The following is a 15,474-nucleotide window of genomic DNA, read 5'->3' on the forward strand; positions in this document are numbered from 1 at the left end:
GTATCATTCCATGGGAGCCCTGTAAAAAGTCCCGTAAAACTGCTGGGTTTTAAACATGTTTACGATCACATGCTCATCCACCTCATGAAGCAGCTCTACAATGTCGGCTACTTCATAGGAAGACACTACGGTATGAAGAAGGTACATTTTCTTCTTGCTGTAGCCTCCCACCGCATCCACGCAGGAAATTCCATGATGGAAGGCCTCTACGTATTTATTGGCAAGCTTTGGCCCCTCAACCGTAGTGATCTGAAGGGTAACCCTCTCGTATCTGTGATGAAAGGTTGAGATAACCTTCGTCCCTACAAACTGGAACAAAATGGAATATCCTGCGTAATCCCACCCGAAAATCACTCCGAAAATACAAAGCAGCAGCACATTTCCTATGAAAACCTGGGACCAGATGGAATTGCCCGTCTTATTGGAAACATACAGGGCGATGAAATCCGTTCCCCCGCTGGAAGCATTGCCCCGTAGAGCAAGAACAATGCCGAACCCATAGAGGACACCGCCGTATATAACATTTAAAAGCCTGTCATCAAATATAGGTGAAAAATTGAATATCCTTAAAAACGCACTGGCCAGAAAAACCTGCATCAAGGAAAAAAAAGTAAACCGTTTGCTGATATTCCTGCTGCAGGCCCATGCAACCGGAATATTCAAAGCGATCATGCCCAGGGAAGTGGAAATATTAAACCCATACAGGGACGTCACCCGGTCAACTAAAATTGCAATACCCGTAAATCCTCCTGACAGAAGACCTGCCGGCTTTATAAATGCCTGGATAACATAGGTCTGTAAAAGTGCGGAGACTACAACGGCCATGGTCGTCATCGCATTGCGGACGCGCTTATCTCTCCTAAGTTTCTTCCACATAAAATTCCTCCTCATCATTACATGATATTATATGTAAATCCTTCACTTGTATCATTTTTTTTAAAATTAATAGAGGATTGCCCTTCCCCCACAGAAGGCAATCCCCCGTCACGATCTAGAACCGTCACATTATTCAGTTTCTGCTACCTGGCATCCCCATGCCAAAATCACGCACACAAAAAACCCCTTTGTGCTTCTCACATGGACGATAATACCATCTATTGCTTAAAAAGTCAACGTTTTTAGTACATTTTACTAAAAATCTTTTTGTAAGAAAGGACCATTCTCATATCTTTTCATACAAGATCAGGTCGAAAGTCCCTGACTTACGTACAGAATTTATAAAACATAATTTCATGGAAAATGCACATACTTACTTTATTACCGCCCGCACTATGGACATAAAGGTATTCCTGCAAGGTATTCCTTATTGCAGTATTTGCCGCTATTTTATTTGCAAGGAGATAATCGCCATGGAATTTACCAACAGCCTTTCCAATAACATGAACCATTTAAACACAAAGATTGATGTAGCAGGAAACTTTGACATCGTCTACCGGACCTTTTATATCGGGGAACAGGAAGCCTGTCTTTACTTCATTGAAGGATTTACTCAGAGTGATGCGTGGCAGAAGATCCTTGACAACATATTATCCATTAAGGCGGAGGATATGCCGCCGGATGCCCATGAATTTTCCAAAAGGTATCTCCCTTATGGCCAGGTGGGTCTTGTAAAAGACGATGAAACCATGATCATGCAGCTTTTGACCGGAGTATCCTGCCTGTTTATTAACGGTTACGACAAATGCCTGACAGTGGACTGCCGCAGTTATCCCGCCAGAAGCGTTTCAGAGCCTGAAAAAGACAAGGTTCTCAGAGGGTCAAGAGATGGATTTGTAGAAACCCTGGTCTTTAATACGGCTCTTATCCGCCGCAGGATCCGTGATCCCAAGTTTACGGTAGAAGTCATGAATGCCGGGGAAAGCTCTCATACGGATATCGCCATCTGCTATTTCAAGGGCCGGCATGATGAAAAGCTTCTCGCCATGATCAAGGACCGGATCAACAAGCTTAAGGTAGATGCCCTTACCATGAACCAGGAAAGTCTTGCAGAGTGTCTCTATCCCCATAAATGGTTCAACCCTTTCCCAAAATTCAAATATTCCGAGCGGCCGGATACTGCCGCAGCTTCCATACTGGAAGGGAACATCGTTATCCTGGTGGACAACTCTCCCTCTGCCATGATTTTGCCGTCCTCTGTCTTTGATATCATTGAAGAAGCCGATGACTATTATTTTCCGCCTGTGACCGGGACCTATCTGCGCCTGTCCCGCCTGGTTATTTCCATTCTGACCCTGTATTTAACGCCTTTGTGGCTGCTTTTCATGCAAAATCCGGAAATGATCCCCTCCTGGCTGAAATTCATCCGCCTGTCTGAAGACCCACAGGTTCCCCTGTTTTTCCAGCTCATGATCCTGGAATTTGCCATTGACGGACTAAGGCTTGCGGCAGTCAACACTCCCAGTATGCTGACCACACCTCTCAGTGTGATCGCCGGTATTGTACTGGGTGAATATTCCGTAAAATCCGGCTGGTTTAACAGTGAGACCATGCTTTACATGGCCTTTGTTACCATCGCCAACTATTCCCAGTCAAGCTTTGAGCTGGGCTATGCCTTTAAATTCATGCGTATGATCATGCTGATCACTACCGCCTTGTTGAACTTCTGGGGATTTGTGGCAGGCGTGGCACTTTCCATATTTGCTATTGTATTTAACAAAACCATTGCAGGAAAAAGTTATATCTATCCCTTAATTCCCTTCCACTTATCAGAGTTAAAGAAGCGGTTCTTCCGGGGAAGGCTTCCTCATAAGCAGAAATAACCGGATAATAAGAGTGTAGAATTAATGACACAAGACTTATCTGTAGACAAGTGTATTAAGGTTCGTAGAAAACCATTCTTCCGCTTCATATCCCCCGAAAAAAGACGAAGAAACTGTCTTTTTTCTCCTTCTTTACTTACGCGGAAAATGGTTTTCTATGAACCGGCAAGTTTATCGACAGGCTAGGACATTGCTGATGCAGTGTCTTTTTTTGAGCAACAGCTGCTATGTCTACCAAATTCGGAAAGTTAGTGACCAAATTCAGCTATCATATTGGATATTGTGAAATGGTGTGATATTCTGGGAAAAATATAAAGAAAGTATTTCTGTAGCGACAGGTACGTTATGTCATTTATAAAAATCAATCAACTCTTCTATTGATATAAAATCATATATCGACTTTTAAAACAGAACAAAACAGAAGAGGTCAGGACGAATCATCTTGATACATATATATTGTAGAATAACTGGATTTCTGTAATAGAAAGGACTGAAAAATCCATGGAAAATGACATGAGCTGGTTGGAAAGAGCTGTAACCGAGTCCATCTGAGGAAGACAATGCTTCATGGAAACTTTGGCTATGAGAAAAAGAGAAGGACCACTGGAGGGATACTATAAACAAGATGTTCCTGGCTGTTGAGGAGAGGATATAATACAATTCATTGGATTAAGGAGGCATAGCATGGCAAATGAATCGGTGAAGGCTGGAGTTAAAGTTACCCGCGAGGCTGCGTATATAGGAGATTTTAAGTTTAACTTTCAGGGAAATCTCATTGAGAAATATATTGAGATGAAAGACGCCGGCAAACTAGACAAGTATGAAAAAGAAGTCATGGAGCTAATGGCCAAACATTATGCATTTTATGGGCAGTTCCAGGAAGAAAATGCATATATAACAAGGGGATCGATTCTACGGTGCAGCGGAGGAAATAAAATGAATACCTTCGATATCCTGAATGATCATGGGGTGGAAAAGGCTGGTTCCCCCTTAGGAATATGCACTGATTGCAAAGCGAATGAGAACATACATACATTTGGAGAATGTAAAAAACCCACGCCGGAAGGATACCCCGAAAGACCTATTGTGATTCCAACTCTAAAGTCCAAATTACCGTTTATCATGCATAAATGTATTCCTATTTTAAATGGAAGTTGGAGTAAGACCAAGAGTTCTAAAGTGAAGATATGGGATGAGTCGGTAGGAAAGTATGTTGATGCCATTACTACAGGAGATTTTCTAGTATGCCTTTATGGAGGAATAATAGAGGTTGTAGAGATTCCAACAGTGAATGGAACTAAGGGTTCGGGGCAGATTGCCGATAAATATTACGCAAGCGAAAGGTTAAAAATCCGAGCAACACCATATGGGCAGCAAATAGATGGAAACAGAGTCTTTATACCAGGAGCAATTGTAAAAGTTCATGAATCAAAAGAAACACAGAAGGTAGATGGATCTGATAGTACATGGATAAAGGTCTACTATGATGTCAACAAAATTGGTTGGGTAGGTAAAGAGCTATTAGCGGAATTGCCCTCACCAGTTACTGGGCATAATTTTCAATATAACTGGGGCAAGTCGCAATACGTGACTCAAGATTTTAAAGACAAGGCGGCGGGAGTTGCCAAAGCGTTAAATATTGACCCTGATAATTTAATGGCAGTTATGGCATTTGAATCAGGATTTAACCCTGCGCAAAAGAATATGGGGGGCGGTTCTGCGACAGGATTAGTACAGTTTATGCCAACTGTAGCAGAAGAGTTACATACCACAACTACAGCATTAGCAACAATGTCAGGTGTTGAGCAACTTGATTATGTATTTGGATACTTTTACCCATATAAAGGGCAACTTGGTACTCTGGGGGATGTCTACATGAGGGTTCTATGGCCAGATGCGATAGGTCAAAGTGATAACTATATTCTATATTCGAAAGGTTCCACATATTATGCAGCAAATGCTGGTCTCGATGGCAGTGTAGACGGTATTGTTGATGGTAATGTAACCAAGAAAGAGGCTGTTCAGGCAGTAATTGATAAAAGACAGGAATATGTGTAATAAAAAATCAGGAGGATTTTGGATTGAAAAGAAAAAATGTATTTATGGTAATTGTATTGTCAATTATAACCTTATTAGTTATCTTGAGATTCACAAATCCTCCAAACTCAATGGATTCTTGGGTTGGAGAATATAGTTTTGAAGAGTATACTCCCCCAAATATTGGCAGGATGTATTATGTTACTATATATGAGGATGATGGGCTATATGCACATATAAAAGTTGATGGTTTTCAGACCTTGCTACGTTTAAAAACAAAAGTAGTAAATAATGGAGACGAAATTCTTTTTGAATTCATTGATTACTATGAGGATGAAGACCGTAATAGCATCACGCTGAATGAAGGTGATATTTTATTGAGATTCCAAAGGCAAAATGATGGCTTAATTACGTTATGGGAAAAACTTCAACCAGTTGTTACTAAAAATGAAGAACCAGGAGTGTATTTTAAAAGGATAATCAATTGATATTTTTAAAATTTAACTTGCAAAAAACTGGCTTGTGTCGGCAATACTGACACAAGCCAGTTTTTTGCTTTAGATAAATACGCCGGTTTTTTGTGGTATTAAAAAACACTTTTATCCAAGAAATTTGACACTCTAACCCCATCCATGAATCCGTGCCGATAAAGATAAGGTTCTTTCGTAGCAAGGCAATCAGAAAATCGCTCAATGTACTCTTGTATTAACACTTGTTTTTCATCAGGCAAAGAATTAATAAAATGTTCCGCTTCTAAAATTCGTTGATGTTCTTCTGCTGATTTCTTGGGGCGCATTTTGCTATGCTTTGTAAGTAACATGTCAATCCGTTCCTGAATAAACATATCTAGTAATTCTTGCTCATCCATAAAATTTTCACCTCCTTTTACCACAAAGGATACCGTAGTTGCAATTAGAAGTCGATACCACAATCCAACAAAGATGAGCCGCAGAAATGAAGCACTAATTTTCCAGTATTCAGAATTACAGGCAATAAAGCTTGAGTTTGCGTTATTCTCAAATTTTATGACATACCAATTTCCCCCAGCAGCCAAAAAGGTATGTCATGTCAAACTGCCGCACAGCTTTGCTGGGCGGTGTCTTCCGAGGTTAAGCTGCGTAAAGCAGCATAACCTCTTTAACCCGCATCATTTTCGACCCCATGGTTCACCTTTGTTTTAGAGCTAGAAATGAGCGGAGATTATTCGTTACTGGATTTTAAACCTTATTGCAGATGTGTGACCTAGAACATTGCGAAAACTGACATATATGCGACATTTATCTGATAAAGTAACTGGAAGATGAACAGTAGGTAGTAGTAATCCAAACATTTATCAGATAAAAAGCAATCGTTTTCAAATATGCCCAACAAGGCTTAGTAATGATTGAATGGCATACATGTTCCACCATCGGTTTTAAAGGTCACACAGGGGCTATATTTTGCGACGCAGGGCCAACTTGAAATAGGGTGTCGGCTTTCAGTGCCATCGCTTTAAAGATATCTGATTACCCCCATGGTTCATGGTGAACCATAGGATTTACAGGAAATTGGTTCTATGGTAAAATGGGGCTGCCGGGGGTTACAGGGGGTAAAATGCTCTTTCTGTGGCTCCCTTTTCCATTCTTTTTTCTACCGTTCTTTCTCCTGAAAATAAACCAGAAATGACTTGCAATCCATGCAATACAGAGTTAACGTCAACAACCAATAAAAGAAATAACTTGTCCTTTCATCCATTGGTTTGTTGTAGATAGGCTGTCGAACCCTTGCGGACTTAACGCATAAACATATGCGAATCGAGTTAACGCTGTCATCTGAGGTTGCCGGTACGGGAACTGATCGGTTGGAAACAAGATCAGGAGGGAGAGAATTGCAGAGAAGAGAAAATCTTCTTTATGTAGGGATTGACCTGCATAAGGAAACGCATACCGCAGTGATGGTGAACTGCTGGAATGAAAAGTTAGAGGTAGTCGTGATAGAAAACAAGCCCAGTGAATTTAAAAAGCTGGCGGAAAAGGTAAACAGAAAATCCAATCATCTTGGACTTGAATCCATTTATGGATTGGAAAACGCTTACGGCTATGGCAGAAGTTTAGCTGTCTGGCTGATTGAAAATGGTTATATTGTAAAAGACATTAATCCGGCTCTGGCTTATGACCAGAGAAAAAGCGCACCCATGTACCGAAAAAATGATGCGCATGATGCGTATTGTGTGGCAACGGTTCTGATTAATCAGTTACATACCTTGCCGGATGCAAAGCCAAAAGATAATGAGTGGACACTGGCGCAACTGGTGAATCGGAGAGATTTACTTGTAAAAGACGGTATCCGTTTTAAGAACGGACTTCATGAGCAGATATCTATGGCATATCCCAGTTATAGTAAATTTTTTAGCGAAATAGACGGGAAATGTGCCATGTATTTCTGGAAAACCTACCCGTCCCCTGTCCATTTGCAGGAAAAGACGGCAGAAGAACTAACGATGGAATTCAAAGAAATATCTCCTATTATCAGAAGAGATAAAGCGGAGTTGATTCTGGATTGTGTTCAGAATGATGGAAATACCATACGGGAATATCAGGAATCCAGAGATTATATCACAACGAGTTTAGTAAGGGACTTGGAACATCAGAAAGAAGAATTGGCAGGGCTTGATAAAGAAATCGAGAAAATCCTGCTAAGTTTTGATTATAAACTGACCAGTATGCCTGGAATTGGAACTTCTATTGCCAGTAAGCTGATTGCAGAAATCGGAGATATCCGAAGATTTTCCAATGCTGATAAGCTGGCAAGATTCACTGGAGTGGCTCCTGTAAAGTTCAGTTCTGCCGGAAAAGGTAAGGAACAAAGCTCCAGACAGGGAAACCGCCAGTTGCACGGACTGTTTTATTTCCTGGCGGTAACCATGGTATCCAGACCAAAGAACGGAGTACCTAATCATCCGGTATTTTATGACTATTATATGCGGAAAATCGGTGAAGGTAAAACAAAATCTCAGGCACTGGTCTGCATCATGCGCCGTTTGGTGAACATAGTGTACGGAATGATGAAAAATAAGACGGAATACCGAGAACCATTGCCAGAAAATGAACAGTAATTTTTCTATTTTAAAACAGCACAAAGACGTGCTATAATTTTTTTAATTGAATAAAGATTTTCACCATTCGTCGGATATATTAGTACTCCACCTGAGGGTTCGGGGAGCATGACGACAAGTTCAGATGGTCGCAAGATGATAGCTGGTTTTGAGCAGAATGCCGATACCCTTCACCCGACTGGATGGGGACTTGGAGCATATGATGCACAGGGAGTCCTAGTTGGCATATATCCTCATTACGTTTTCAAAGAAGATGGCAATGGCGGTTATATTAGTGATGGAGGTATTACATTTGGATATGGGCATTGGATTTCACAAGCAAAGTATAATGCTAATCCAGATTCTAAATTATTAATTGATACATATTGTCCAGGTGCCAGTTTTTTACCAACAACAATTCCATCGGATGGTGTGTCATATGTTGTACGGAATTCCTCTTATATTTCCTTACAAAAGGCAGATGATTTGTTAAGTGAAGATTTGAAATCTGCAGAGGATGCCGTTAATGATTTTTTAGATAATAATAATGTTAAACTCAATCAGCACCAATTTGATGCACTCGTTTCATTTACCCATCAATATGGTGAAAATTGGTGGACAAAAACGCCGGAAAAGGTATTACCTAAATTCATTCGACAGGGTAATGGAAACTATGCTGAAGCAGATGTGCGAAACACTTTCGCTCTGCATGATGACCCTAAAAGAAGAGCTGTAGAAGCAGAGGTTTTTATCAACGGATATTAGAGAGGTAGTAAATGGGAAGAATATCAAAATATAAGGGAATGGTCTTATTATCACTAAATGTGTTTATGATAGCAGGCTGTGCAAACATCAGCAATATTAACGCTCAGGTTTCCTCAAAAAACATCTCCGTCACAGAACAGGTTAATGAAACACCTGAACAGTCAAAAGAAGAATATGATTTTCAGGGTGTTTGGAGAATTGATGAAGTAGTATTAACATCAGAAATGTACACAGGAACGACTAAGGATGGTAATTTAGAAGAGGATCTTTATAATCCGGAAGATTATATCGGTATAGAGATTGAATATTCAACGAATTCTTTTAGATTAGGTGACCGAATATATGATAATCCAGAGTACATAGTAAAGTATGTTTCCGTTGAAGACTTCCAAAATGGAGGAAAATTTCGTTTGCCAGATGTATATAGCCTAATTGAAGAAAAACAGATTAAGGTTAACAAGTCTGATGAATATAATAGCCTATCAGAAACGCTTCTTTTACGTTTTGATATTACATTTACAGATGATGTACAATATGAAACTTATTCCTTCATTCCTATAGGTACGCAATGTGTTCTTTTAAACAATGACACAATGCTTATTGGAATCTGGGGGAAAATACTATTAGCACATAAAGTGTAAAATGAAGTCGCCAATGCTACTGTATTATAAATAGCATTGGCGATTTTTGGTATTGTAAAATACATTATAATTTTCCTAGCAGATTTAAAACCCTAACCCCGTCCATGAATCCTTGCCGATAAAGATAAGGCTCTTCTGTAGCAAGGCAATCCGAAAAACGTTCAATGTATTCTTGTACCATTTCCCTATTTTTATCAGGAAGGGAATCAATAAATTGTTCTGCCTGTAAAATCCGTTGATGTTCCTCTACTGATTTCTTGGGACGCATTTTGCTAAGTTTTGTTAATAACATATCAATCCGTTCCTGAATAAACATATCTAGTAATTCCTGCTCATTCATAAAATTTTCACCTCCTTCTGACCACATACGATATCGCAAGATGTGTTGGAAGTCGATATCAGATACCACTAAATATGAAATGGGTATTTTAAGCACAACTGACATACTGGAAATTGAGCCACCCGGAAAGGATCTGGATTTAGGTCAAAGTCAGCTCCTGAGCCACCCATTATTGAAAAAACAGAAAAAATGGGTGGCTTGGAAATATAGCGAACGGCTTTGCCGGACGCTGTCTTCCGGGCATCAGGGTGGCGAAAAGCCACCCGCCCTTTAACCTGCACACATTTCGACCCGATCGATTTATTGATGAAGTTGGAAAATTTCGTCACAATGAACAAAGCCGGTTTTTTCTTGATTTCGCCCAATCGCCCCAACGAGCCTGATGATTGCTCTCGTGGCATATTTCCTCGAAGGGCTTCTGGGAAGGCCAAACAGGGGCAAATTTCGGCGACACAAGGGCCAGACAAAGTAAAATCTAGGTTTCTAAATATCTCTGCGATTTGAGAACTGACGTTCACCCATGTGTCATAATGGCACATGGGGTTTACAAAAAAATCTGTTCATGGTAAAATGTGCGAACCGGGGGTTTACGGGGGGATTTTGAATCCCATCCGTTGCCTCTTATTTTTTTCTTCTGCTCCTGTTCTTTTATTCTAAAATGATTTCCGAAACTACTTGCAATCCATTTGAATCAGAGTTATCATACACCACCAACAAGACAAATAACTTGTGAAAGTTATATCAGTTTGTGTGGATAGGCTGTCGAACCCTTGCGGACTCCAAAGGAGTCAACGCTGTCATCTGAGGTTGCCGGTACGGGAATTGGTATGTCGGAAACAAGACACAGGAGGATATGTGCAGAGAAGAGAGAATTATCTTTACGTGGGGATCGATCTCCACAAAAAGACACATACCGCAGTGATGATTAACTGCTGGAATGAAAAGTTATACGTGATTGAGATTGAGAACAAGCCCAGTGAATTTAAGAAACTGGCAGACAAAGTAAACAGAAAAGCCAGCCGATTAAGATTGACTCCAATCTATGGATTGGAGAATGCTTATGGCTATGGCAGAGCCTTAGCCGTATGGCTCATTGAAAAAGGCTGTATTGTAAAAGACATTAATCCGGCTCTGGCCTTTGACCAGAGAAAAAGTGCTCCGATGCTCAGCAAGAACGATGAGTACGATGCCTATGCGGTGGCAACGGTGTTAATCAACCAGTTGCATACGCTGCCAGATGCAAAACCAACCGATAACCATTGGACGTTATGTCAACTGGTAAACCGCAGAGACTTATTAGTCAAAGATGGTACCCGATTTAAAAATGGTCTGCATGAGCAGTTATCGGTTGCATATCCAAGTTATCATAAGTTCTTCAGCGAGATTGATGGAAAATGTGCGTTATATTTTTGGAAACACTATCCTTCACCGGTTTATCTGCAAGGGAAATCGGCAGAAGAATTAACTGAAGAATTAAGAGAAATATCGAAGTTATTCCGGCAAAGTAAAGCGGAGTTTATTTTGGATTGCGTAGGAACCGATGGAAATACCATGCGGGATTTTCAGGAATCCAGGGATTTTATCAGCATGAGTCTGGTGCAGGATTTGGAACATCAAAAAGGGGCACTGGCTCAGCTCGATCAGGAGATTGAAAAAGTTCTCCTCAGCTTTGATTACAAACTAACCAGCATGCCAGGAATCGGGATTGCGGTGGCAAGTAAATTGATTGCTGAAATCGGGGGCATTCGCAGATTTCCAAATGCAGATAAACTGGCAAGATACGCCGGGGTAGCACCTGTGAAGTTTAGTTCGGCTGGTAAAGGCAAGGAGCAAAGCAGTCGGCAAGGGAACCGCCAGTTACATGGCTTATTTTACTTCCTGGCTGTCACTATGGTATCGGTACCGAAATCAGGAACTCCGAATCATCCGGTATTCCACCGTTATTTTATGCGGAAAATCAGCGAAGGAAAGACCAAGTCGCAGGCATTGGTCTGCATTATGCGTCGCCTGGTCAACATCATCTATGGGATGATGCTGCACAGGACGGAATACCGGGAACCAGTACTGCAAGAAGAACAGTAATTGCCTGTTTATGGATAAGGAAAAATATGGTATACTGTTTTTTGAAAAGGGAAACGACCTCTTCACTCTTCGTGAGAGGTCACAGTCTTCCACCTGAGGGGTCGGGGAAGGAGTATGTTACAGCATCTCAGTTGCAAGCTTTTGGCTGGAAGAATACTTCCGATAAAGATGTTGCTACATTAAATGCAACATTAGAAAAATACGGTATAACATCAATGGATAGCATAATTTTGTTCCTGGCTACTTGCGGACACGAAAGTGGAAAAGGCGCAATTGCTTTAGAAAAATTAATGGCAGATGGAACGACTGTAGGAAGCTATAAAACAACTGAACGTGGTGCAGGATATATACAAATAACATGGGAAAACATACACAAAAAGTTTTTGAAGACGGTCAATGATTCTTTTAGCGGAGTAGATACGGCAACATACATTGCTCAAAATTATCCCTGGGAAGCGGCGGCTTGGTTTTGGAGTTCTACAGAAGCAAAAAGTACAGCAGTTGGAAGCTTAAACGATTATGCTACTACATATGGTTCATCGGAAGGCGTATTCCTTGTTACTCAGTATCTCGTAAATGGTTGGCCAAGCGGACTTACTAATGATGTTGCCGCCAATATTAGGTACGGTAAAGTTTCATGGGAGATAAAAAATGGAAGATTGATTGTAGATGGAAAAGATGTATCTAGAGTACCCATTGGATGGGATGATAGGGAGAAGAATTATAATGATGCAGTCAACTATTTTAAGTAAAACAGCATTACTCATGTTGTTAGTAGCATTGATGGTTACTGCTGTAGGTTGTAATTATGGCGATAATAATTCTTCAATGGATAAAAAAGATATAGATTCTTCAAATGATGGCACTGATTTGCCGTCATTTGAAGAAAGTAAATTATTCACTGTAGAACCGACATCGCCCTCAATTGCGGCATCTAGAAATGGAGAAAGTAATTGTTTTACTACAACATTTCGTGAAAAAACAAAAGAGGATATGCCGGTATTTGTTTTTGATCTACTGGCTCATTATGACAAAAATACAGACGGATATTCTTTAGACAAGCTTACGATAACAAATTCTGCCGATGGAAGAGTAATTCAAGAAATTTCTATACCTGAATTAGCTTTATTCGGATATACCAATGTATCTGTGCATGGCACAGATACATTGGGTTTTGAATTGGAGGACTTAAATTTTGACGGATATAAAGATATCAGATTGTTTGATACAGCTAATGGTAATTATAGATTAGAATGGATTTATTTTGTATGGGATCCGATTAGGTCAGTGTTTGTGAATGATATTCGCCTTAATGAAATATCACTTGCTAATTTTGATCAAGATAAACAGCTAATTTATGGAATGGAGAGAGGTTCAGCCACAGACCATTATTTTTCAACATATAAATATATCAACGAAATTCCCACCCTTATTCGCCACTATAGTCAAGAGTATCTTCATCGTAGCAATGAAGAAATTAGGAAATATCTTGAAAAAGCAAGTGTGAAAACTGAAATAACAGATATTATGGGTTTTCATGAAACAGTCTTAGAGCGTAATGAAGAAACAGGTGAAATGGAAACTATTAGTGACGAATATGTTTTTTACCCTAATTCAGATGTACTTAACGAAAATGAGATAATTGTAAGATTTGATGTTTCATCTGATATAGGACGAATAATTGAAATCGGTAATTAGTACAATTCATTTTGATTGTTATGATTCCTTTCTTGATGCCATAGATGTGTGGTAATTGAGAGGCAAAAACTCCGACTACGTATTAGTCAGGCTTTTGCCTCATAATAGCCTTAAAACTGCTTTTCCATAACCTCGATTGCGATTCTCATTCCTAAGCAGAAGCCATCAATAAAGGCATCTGAGTTCGAGAATGTGTTCAAATCGCCTTGTGCCTTTGAGAAAGTTTCGAACAGTTCCTTCTCAGTGCCAGTTAGTAGCTTTAACAGCTTATCTTCGCTGTCGGACAGACTTTTGATGACTTCAGAAAGCAACATTACTCCAAAGAGATGTACAAAGCTATACGGCAAATGCGATAAAGAAATAAGCCGAAACTATAGTATTTTACCTAACAGAGCCGTTTAGTGAGCCGTTATTGGATAGCCAACAAATCCCGGAACAATCGGATTTATCGACTATTTCTATTTTACTACAGCACCATAAACAGCACCGCTTTTGATTTTACAGCACCTTTTTGGAGGTCTGAAAAAGCCCGCACTGCGGGCTTTTCGAGGAAATCGCCCAAGTAAACGCAGAAATTGAAAATATGCTGAAATGCTTGACTACAAACTGACCACCATGCCCGGTATTGGTACAGCAATCGCAAGTAAGCTGATTGCAGAAATCGGTGATATAAGCCGTTTTCCGAACGCCGACAAGCTGGCTCGTTACGCCGGAGTTGCACCGATAAAGTTCAGTTCTGCCGGAAAGGGAAAAGAGGAAAGTTCACGCCAAGGTAACCGACAACTTCACGGCTTGTTCTATTTCCTTGCTGTCAGCATGGTTACTGTCCCGAAAAGCGGCAAGCCAAATCAGCCGATATTTTACGCCTATTTTCAGCGTAAAATCAGCGAAGGCAAAACGAAATCACAGGCTTTGGTCTGCATTATGCGCCGTTTGGTTAATATTGTCTACGGCATGATTAAACAGCATTAGACAGTTTATTACGCAAGTAATGAAAGAATCGGATGACTGGAATCAATCAGGCTTTGGAGACGGATTGACGGAGGTTGGCTCCAATGCCTATCTGAATAAAAAATACGATGGGCGGTTAGGCAATATAGCAGGAACAACCATAACGAAAACAGTAAAATCTGATACAAATGGCGTTGAACCAAGAGACAGAACCGGAAATAGTGTTGTCTTTGATGTTTCATTAGCGGTAAATGGAGGGTATAACGGTATTGATGACCGGCTCAGTTATTATGAGATAGTAAAAGGCATCATAAAGTAGGATAAGGAGGAGTCAAGTGAGAAGATTCATACTATTGCTTTACACCTTAGTTATTATCATAAGTTTAAGTGCTTGCAGAGATAATTTGGGAGCATTAACTAATGATATACAATCAAATGGAGCATATTCAATATGCAGTGAGAGATTTGAAAAGCTAGATATAATCAGTGCGACCAAAGTAGTTGTGGAATATCCTCAAATTTCGGGTATCGATGACATTAAGTTGCAAGACAAGATTAATAGAACGTTAGCGGATGCTGCTCTTTTCCTATACTCCTCTGAAGAAAGTGATATTGGCTTAGATATGACTATATCATACGACACAATGCTTTTGACTGATAAAGTGCTCTGTATAAGGTTAAAGGGTTTTTATGTCAGAAACGAAGCTAGTCATGGTTATCCGGTTAAATATGCTGTAAATGTAAATATGGTTAATGGTGAATTGATAAAGCTAGACGAGTTATATACTGAACTTTTATCAGATGCATTGAATCTAGATTTATTTGTCTATAAAATAGAGGATGACGAAACTGACCCAAATAGTTTTGCTTATGCTTTTGAACATGCAGACAAAGAGTCAATATCGCGTATCTTTGAGCAATTCACAAGTTGTGCAGAATGGAGTTCTCATGTCAATGATTTCTATTTGGAAAAGGACGGACTAACCATAATAATAACAATTTCTGACGGATCAGGAGCTTGTCTTGAATTTAAAGCTTATTATGATAAGCTTAAATCTTATGAAAAATCCTGATGATGTCAAGATAGTGGTTATTTCGGCAACACTAAAACAGTATTTTTGATTTATC

General features: G+C 39.9%; 16 protein-coding genes. 12 read left to right on the plus strand and 4 right to left on the minus strand.

Features of this window, described 5'->3' with window-relative positions:
- Window positions 1-3: 3 nt before the first annotated feature.
- Window positions 4-876: a YitT family protein gene (locus tag AC27IJ_RS11105; protein WP_312442723.1), complete on the minus strand. Its 873-nt coding sequence runs from the start codon at window positions 874-876 to the stop codon at window positions 4-6.
- Window positions 877-1,349: 473 nt separating this feature from the next.
- On the opposite strand from AC27IJ_RS11105, the gene AC27IJ_RS11110 reads away from it, so the two are divergent.
- The 3 genes from AC27IJ_RS11110 to AC27IJ_RS11120 all read left to right on the plus strand — a co-directional run bounded on the left by AC27IJ_RS11110 (window position 1,350) and on the right by AC27IJ_RS11120 (window position 5,284).
- Window positions 1,350-2,759, plus strand: a complete 1,410-nt coding sequence (locus AC27IJ_RS11110) for a spore germination protein (protein WP_312442722.1) — start codon at window positions 1,350-1,352, stop codon at window positions 2,757-2,759.
- Window positions 2,760-3,443: 684 nt separating this feature from the next.
- Window positions 3,444-4,817: a PAAR-like protein gene (locus tag AC27IJ_RS11115; protein WP_487148858.1), complete on the plus strand. Its 1,374-nt coding sequence runs from the start codon at window positions 3,444-3,446 to the stop codon at window positions 4,815-4,817.
- Window positions 4,818-4,840: 23 nt separating this feature from the next.
- A complete protein-coding gene (locus AC27IJ_RS11120) occupies window positions 4,841-5,284 on the plus strand; it encodes a DUF5991 domain-containing protein (RefSeq protein WP_312442719.1) in 444 nt (147 codons plus the stop codon).
- Window positions 5,285-5,382: 98 nt separating this feature from the next.
- Here the strand turns inward: AC27IJ_RS11120 and AC27IJ_RS11125 are convergent, their stop codons facing one another.
- A complete protein-coding gene (locus tag AC27IJ_RS11125; protein ID WP_312442717.1) occupies window positions 5,383-5,664 on the minus strand; it encodes a hypothetical protein in 282 nt (93 codons plus the stop codon).
- A 999-nt stretch (window positions 5,665-6,663) separates the two neighbouring features.
- Between AC27IJ_RS11125 and AC27IJ_RS11130 the strand changes: the two genes are divergently transcribed.
- The 3 genes from AC27IJ_RS11130 (at window position 6,664) to AC27IJ_RS11140 (ending at window position 9,275) form a co-directional block, all read left to right on the plus strand.
- The gene (locus AC27IJ_RS11130; RefSeq protein ID WP_487148862.1) at window positions 6,664-7,890 is read left to right on the plus strand and encodes an IS110 family RNA-guided transposase; all 1,227 of its coding nucleotides are present in this window, start codon (window positions 6,664-6,666) and stop codon (window positions 7,888-7,890) included.
- A gap of 108 nt (window positions 7,891-7,998) precedes the next feature.
- Window positions 7,999-8,634: a lysozyme gene (locus tag AC27IJ_RS11135; RefSeq protein ID WP_487148864.1), complete on the plus strand. Its 636-nt coding sequence runs from the start codon at window positions 7,999-8,001 to the stop codon at window positions 8,632-8,634.
- A gap of 11 nt (window positions 8,635-8,645) precedes the next feature.
- A complete protein-coding gene (locus AC27IJ_RS11140) occupies window positions 8,646-9,275 on the plus strand; it encodes a hypothetical protein (RefSeq protein ID WP_312442714.1) in 630 nt (209 codons plus the stop codon).
- A gap of 64 nt (window positions 9,276-9,339) precedes the next feature.
- Here AC27IJ_RS11140 and AC27IJ_RS11145 read toward each other — a convergent pair whose 3' ends face one another.
- On the minus strand, window positions 9,340-9,615 hold the full coding sequence (locus AC27IJ_RS11145; protein ID WP_312442712.1) for a hypothetical protein: 276 nt from the start codon (window positions 9,613-9,615) through the stop codon (window positions 9,340-9,342).
- A gap of 855 nt (window positions 9,616-10,470) precedes the next feature.
- On the opposite strand from AC27IJ_RS11145, the gene AC27IJ_RS11150 reads away from it, so the two are divergent.
- Genes AC27IJ_RS11150 through AC27IJ_RS11160 form a run of 3 tightly spaced genes read left to right on the plus strand, consistent with a single transcriptional unit; the run spans window position 10,471 to window position 13,395 of the window.
- Window positions 10,471-11,697: an IS110 family RNA-guided transposase gene (locus tag AC27IJ_RS11150; protein WP_312442711.1), complete on the plus strand. Its 1,227-nt coding sequence runs from the start codon at window positions 10,471-10,473 to the stop codon at window positions 11,695-11,697.
- A 26-nt stretch (window positions 11,698-11,723) separates the two neighbouring features.
- Entirely contained in the window at window positions 11,724-12,449 is a 726-nt protein-coding gene (locus AC27IJ_RS11155; RefSeq protein ID WP_312442710.1) for a hypothetical protein, read from the plus strand.
- Entirely contained in the window at window positions 12,424-13,395 is a 972-nt protein-coding gene (locus tag AC27IJ_RS11160) for an XAC2610-related protein (RefSeq protein WP_312442709.1), read from the plus strand. The genes AC27IJ_RS11155 and AC27IJ_RS11160 overlap by 26 nt, the downstream gene beginning before the upstream one ends.
- A 110-nt stretch (window positions 13,396-13,505) precedes the next feature.
- Here AC27IJ_RS11160 and AC27IJ_RS11165 read toward each other — a convergent pair whose 3' ends face one another.
- Complete coding sequence (locus AC27IJ_RS11165; protein ID WP_442913713.1) at window positions 13,506-13,709, minus strand: DUF6809 family protein; 204 nt, start codon at window positions 13,707-13,709, stop codon at window positions 13,506-13,508.
- Between the two features lie 277 nt (window positions 13,710-13,986).
- Between AC27IJ_RS11165 and AC27IJ_RS11170 the strand changes: the two genes are divergently transcribed.
- Genes AC27IJ_RS11170 through AC27IJ_RS11180 form a run of 3 tightly spaced genes read left to right on the plus strand, consistent with a single transcriptional unit; the run spans window position 13,987 to window position 15,419 of the window.
- A complete protein-coding gene (locus tag AC27IJ_RS11170; RefSeq protein ID WP_442913712.1) occupies window positions 13,987-14,367 on the plus strand; it encodes a transposase in 381 nt (126 codons plus the stop codon).
- Window positions 14,368-14,386: 19 nt separating this feature from the next.
- On the plus strand, window positions 14,387-14,665 hold the full coding sequence (locus AC27IJ_RS11175) for a hypothetical protein (RefSeq protein ID WP_312442708.1): 279 nt from the start codon (window positions 14,387-14,389) through the stop codon (window positions 14,663-14,665).
- Between the two features lie 16 nt (window positions 14,666-14,681).
- The gene (locus AC27IJ_RS11180; protein ID WP_312442707.1) at window positions 14,682-15,419 is read left to right on the plus strand and encodes a polysaccharide deacetylase family protein; all 738 of its coding nucleotides are present in this window, start codon (window positions 14,682-14,684) and stop codon (window positions 15,417-15,419) included.
- Window positions 15,420-15,474: the final 55 nt, after the last annotated feature.

The sequence above is a fragment of the Lacrimispora sp. YZC11 genome (genome assembly GCF_057543815.1).

Bases quoted from the DNA above. Each gene is read 5' to 3' on its own strand.
- AC27IJ_RS11105 (WP_312442723.1), bottom strand. From the start codon at position 876: ATGTGGAAGAAACTTAGGAGAGATAAGCGCGTCCGCAATGCGATGACG.
- AC27IJ_RS11110 (WP_312442722.1), top strand. From the start codon at position 1,350: ATGGAATTTACCAACAGCCTTTCCAATAACATGAACCATTTAAACACA.
- AC27IJ_RS11115 (WP_487148858.1), top strand. From the start codon at position 3,444: ATGGCAAATGAATCGGTGAAGGCTGGAGTTAAAGTTACCCGCGAGGCT.
- AC27IJ_RS11125 (WP_312442717.1), bottom strand. From the start codon at position 5,664: ATGGATGAGCAAGAATTACTAGATATGTTTATTCAGGAACGGATTGAC.
- AC27IJ_RS11135 (WP_487148864.1), top strand. From the start codon at position 7,999: ATGACGACAAGTTCAGATGGTCGCAAGATGATAGCTGGTTTTGAGCAG.
- AC27IJ_RS11140 (WP_312442714.1), top strand. From the start codon at position 8,646: ATGGGAAGAATATCAAAATATAAGGGAATGGTCTTATTATCACTAAAT.
- AC27IJ_RS11145 (WP_312442712.1), bottom strand. From the start codon at position 9,615: ATGAATGAGCAGGAATTACTAGATATGTTTATTCAGGAACGGATTGAT.
- AC27IJ_RS11155 (WP_312442710.1), top strand. From the start codon at position 11,724: ATGGTATACTGTTTTTTGAAAAGGGAAACGACCTCTTCACTCTTCGTG.
- AC27IJ_RS11160 (WP_312442709.1), top strand. From the start codon at position 12,424: ATGATGCAGTCAACTATTTTAAGTAAAACAGCATTACTCATGTTGTTA.
- AC27IJ_RS11165 (WP_442913713.1), bottom strand. From the start codon at position 13,709: ATGTTGCTTTCTGAAGTCATCAAAAGTCTGTCCGACAGCGAAGATAAG.
- AC27IJ_RS11170 (WP_442913712.1), top strand. From the start codon at position 13,987: ATGCTTGACTACAAACTGACCACCATGCCCGGTATTGGTACAGCAATC.
- AC27IJ_RS11175 (WP_312442708.1), top strand. From the start codon at position 14,387: ATGAAAGAATCGGATGACTGGAATCAATCAGGCTTTGGAGACGGATTG.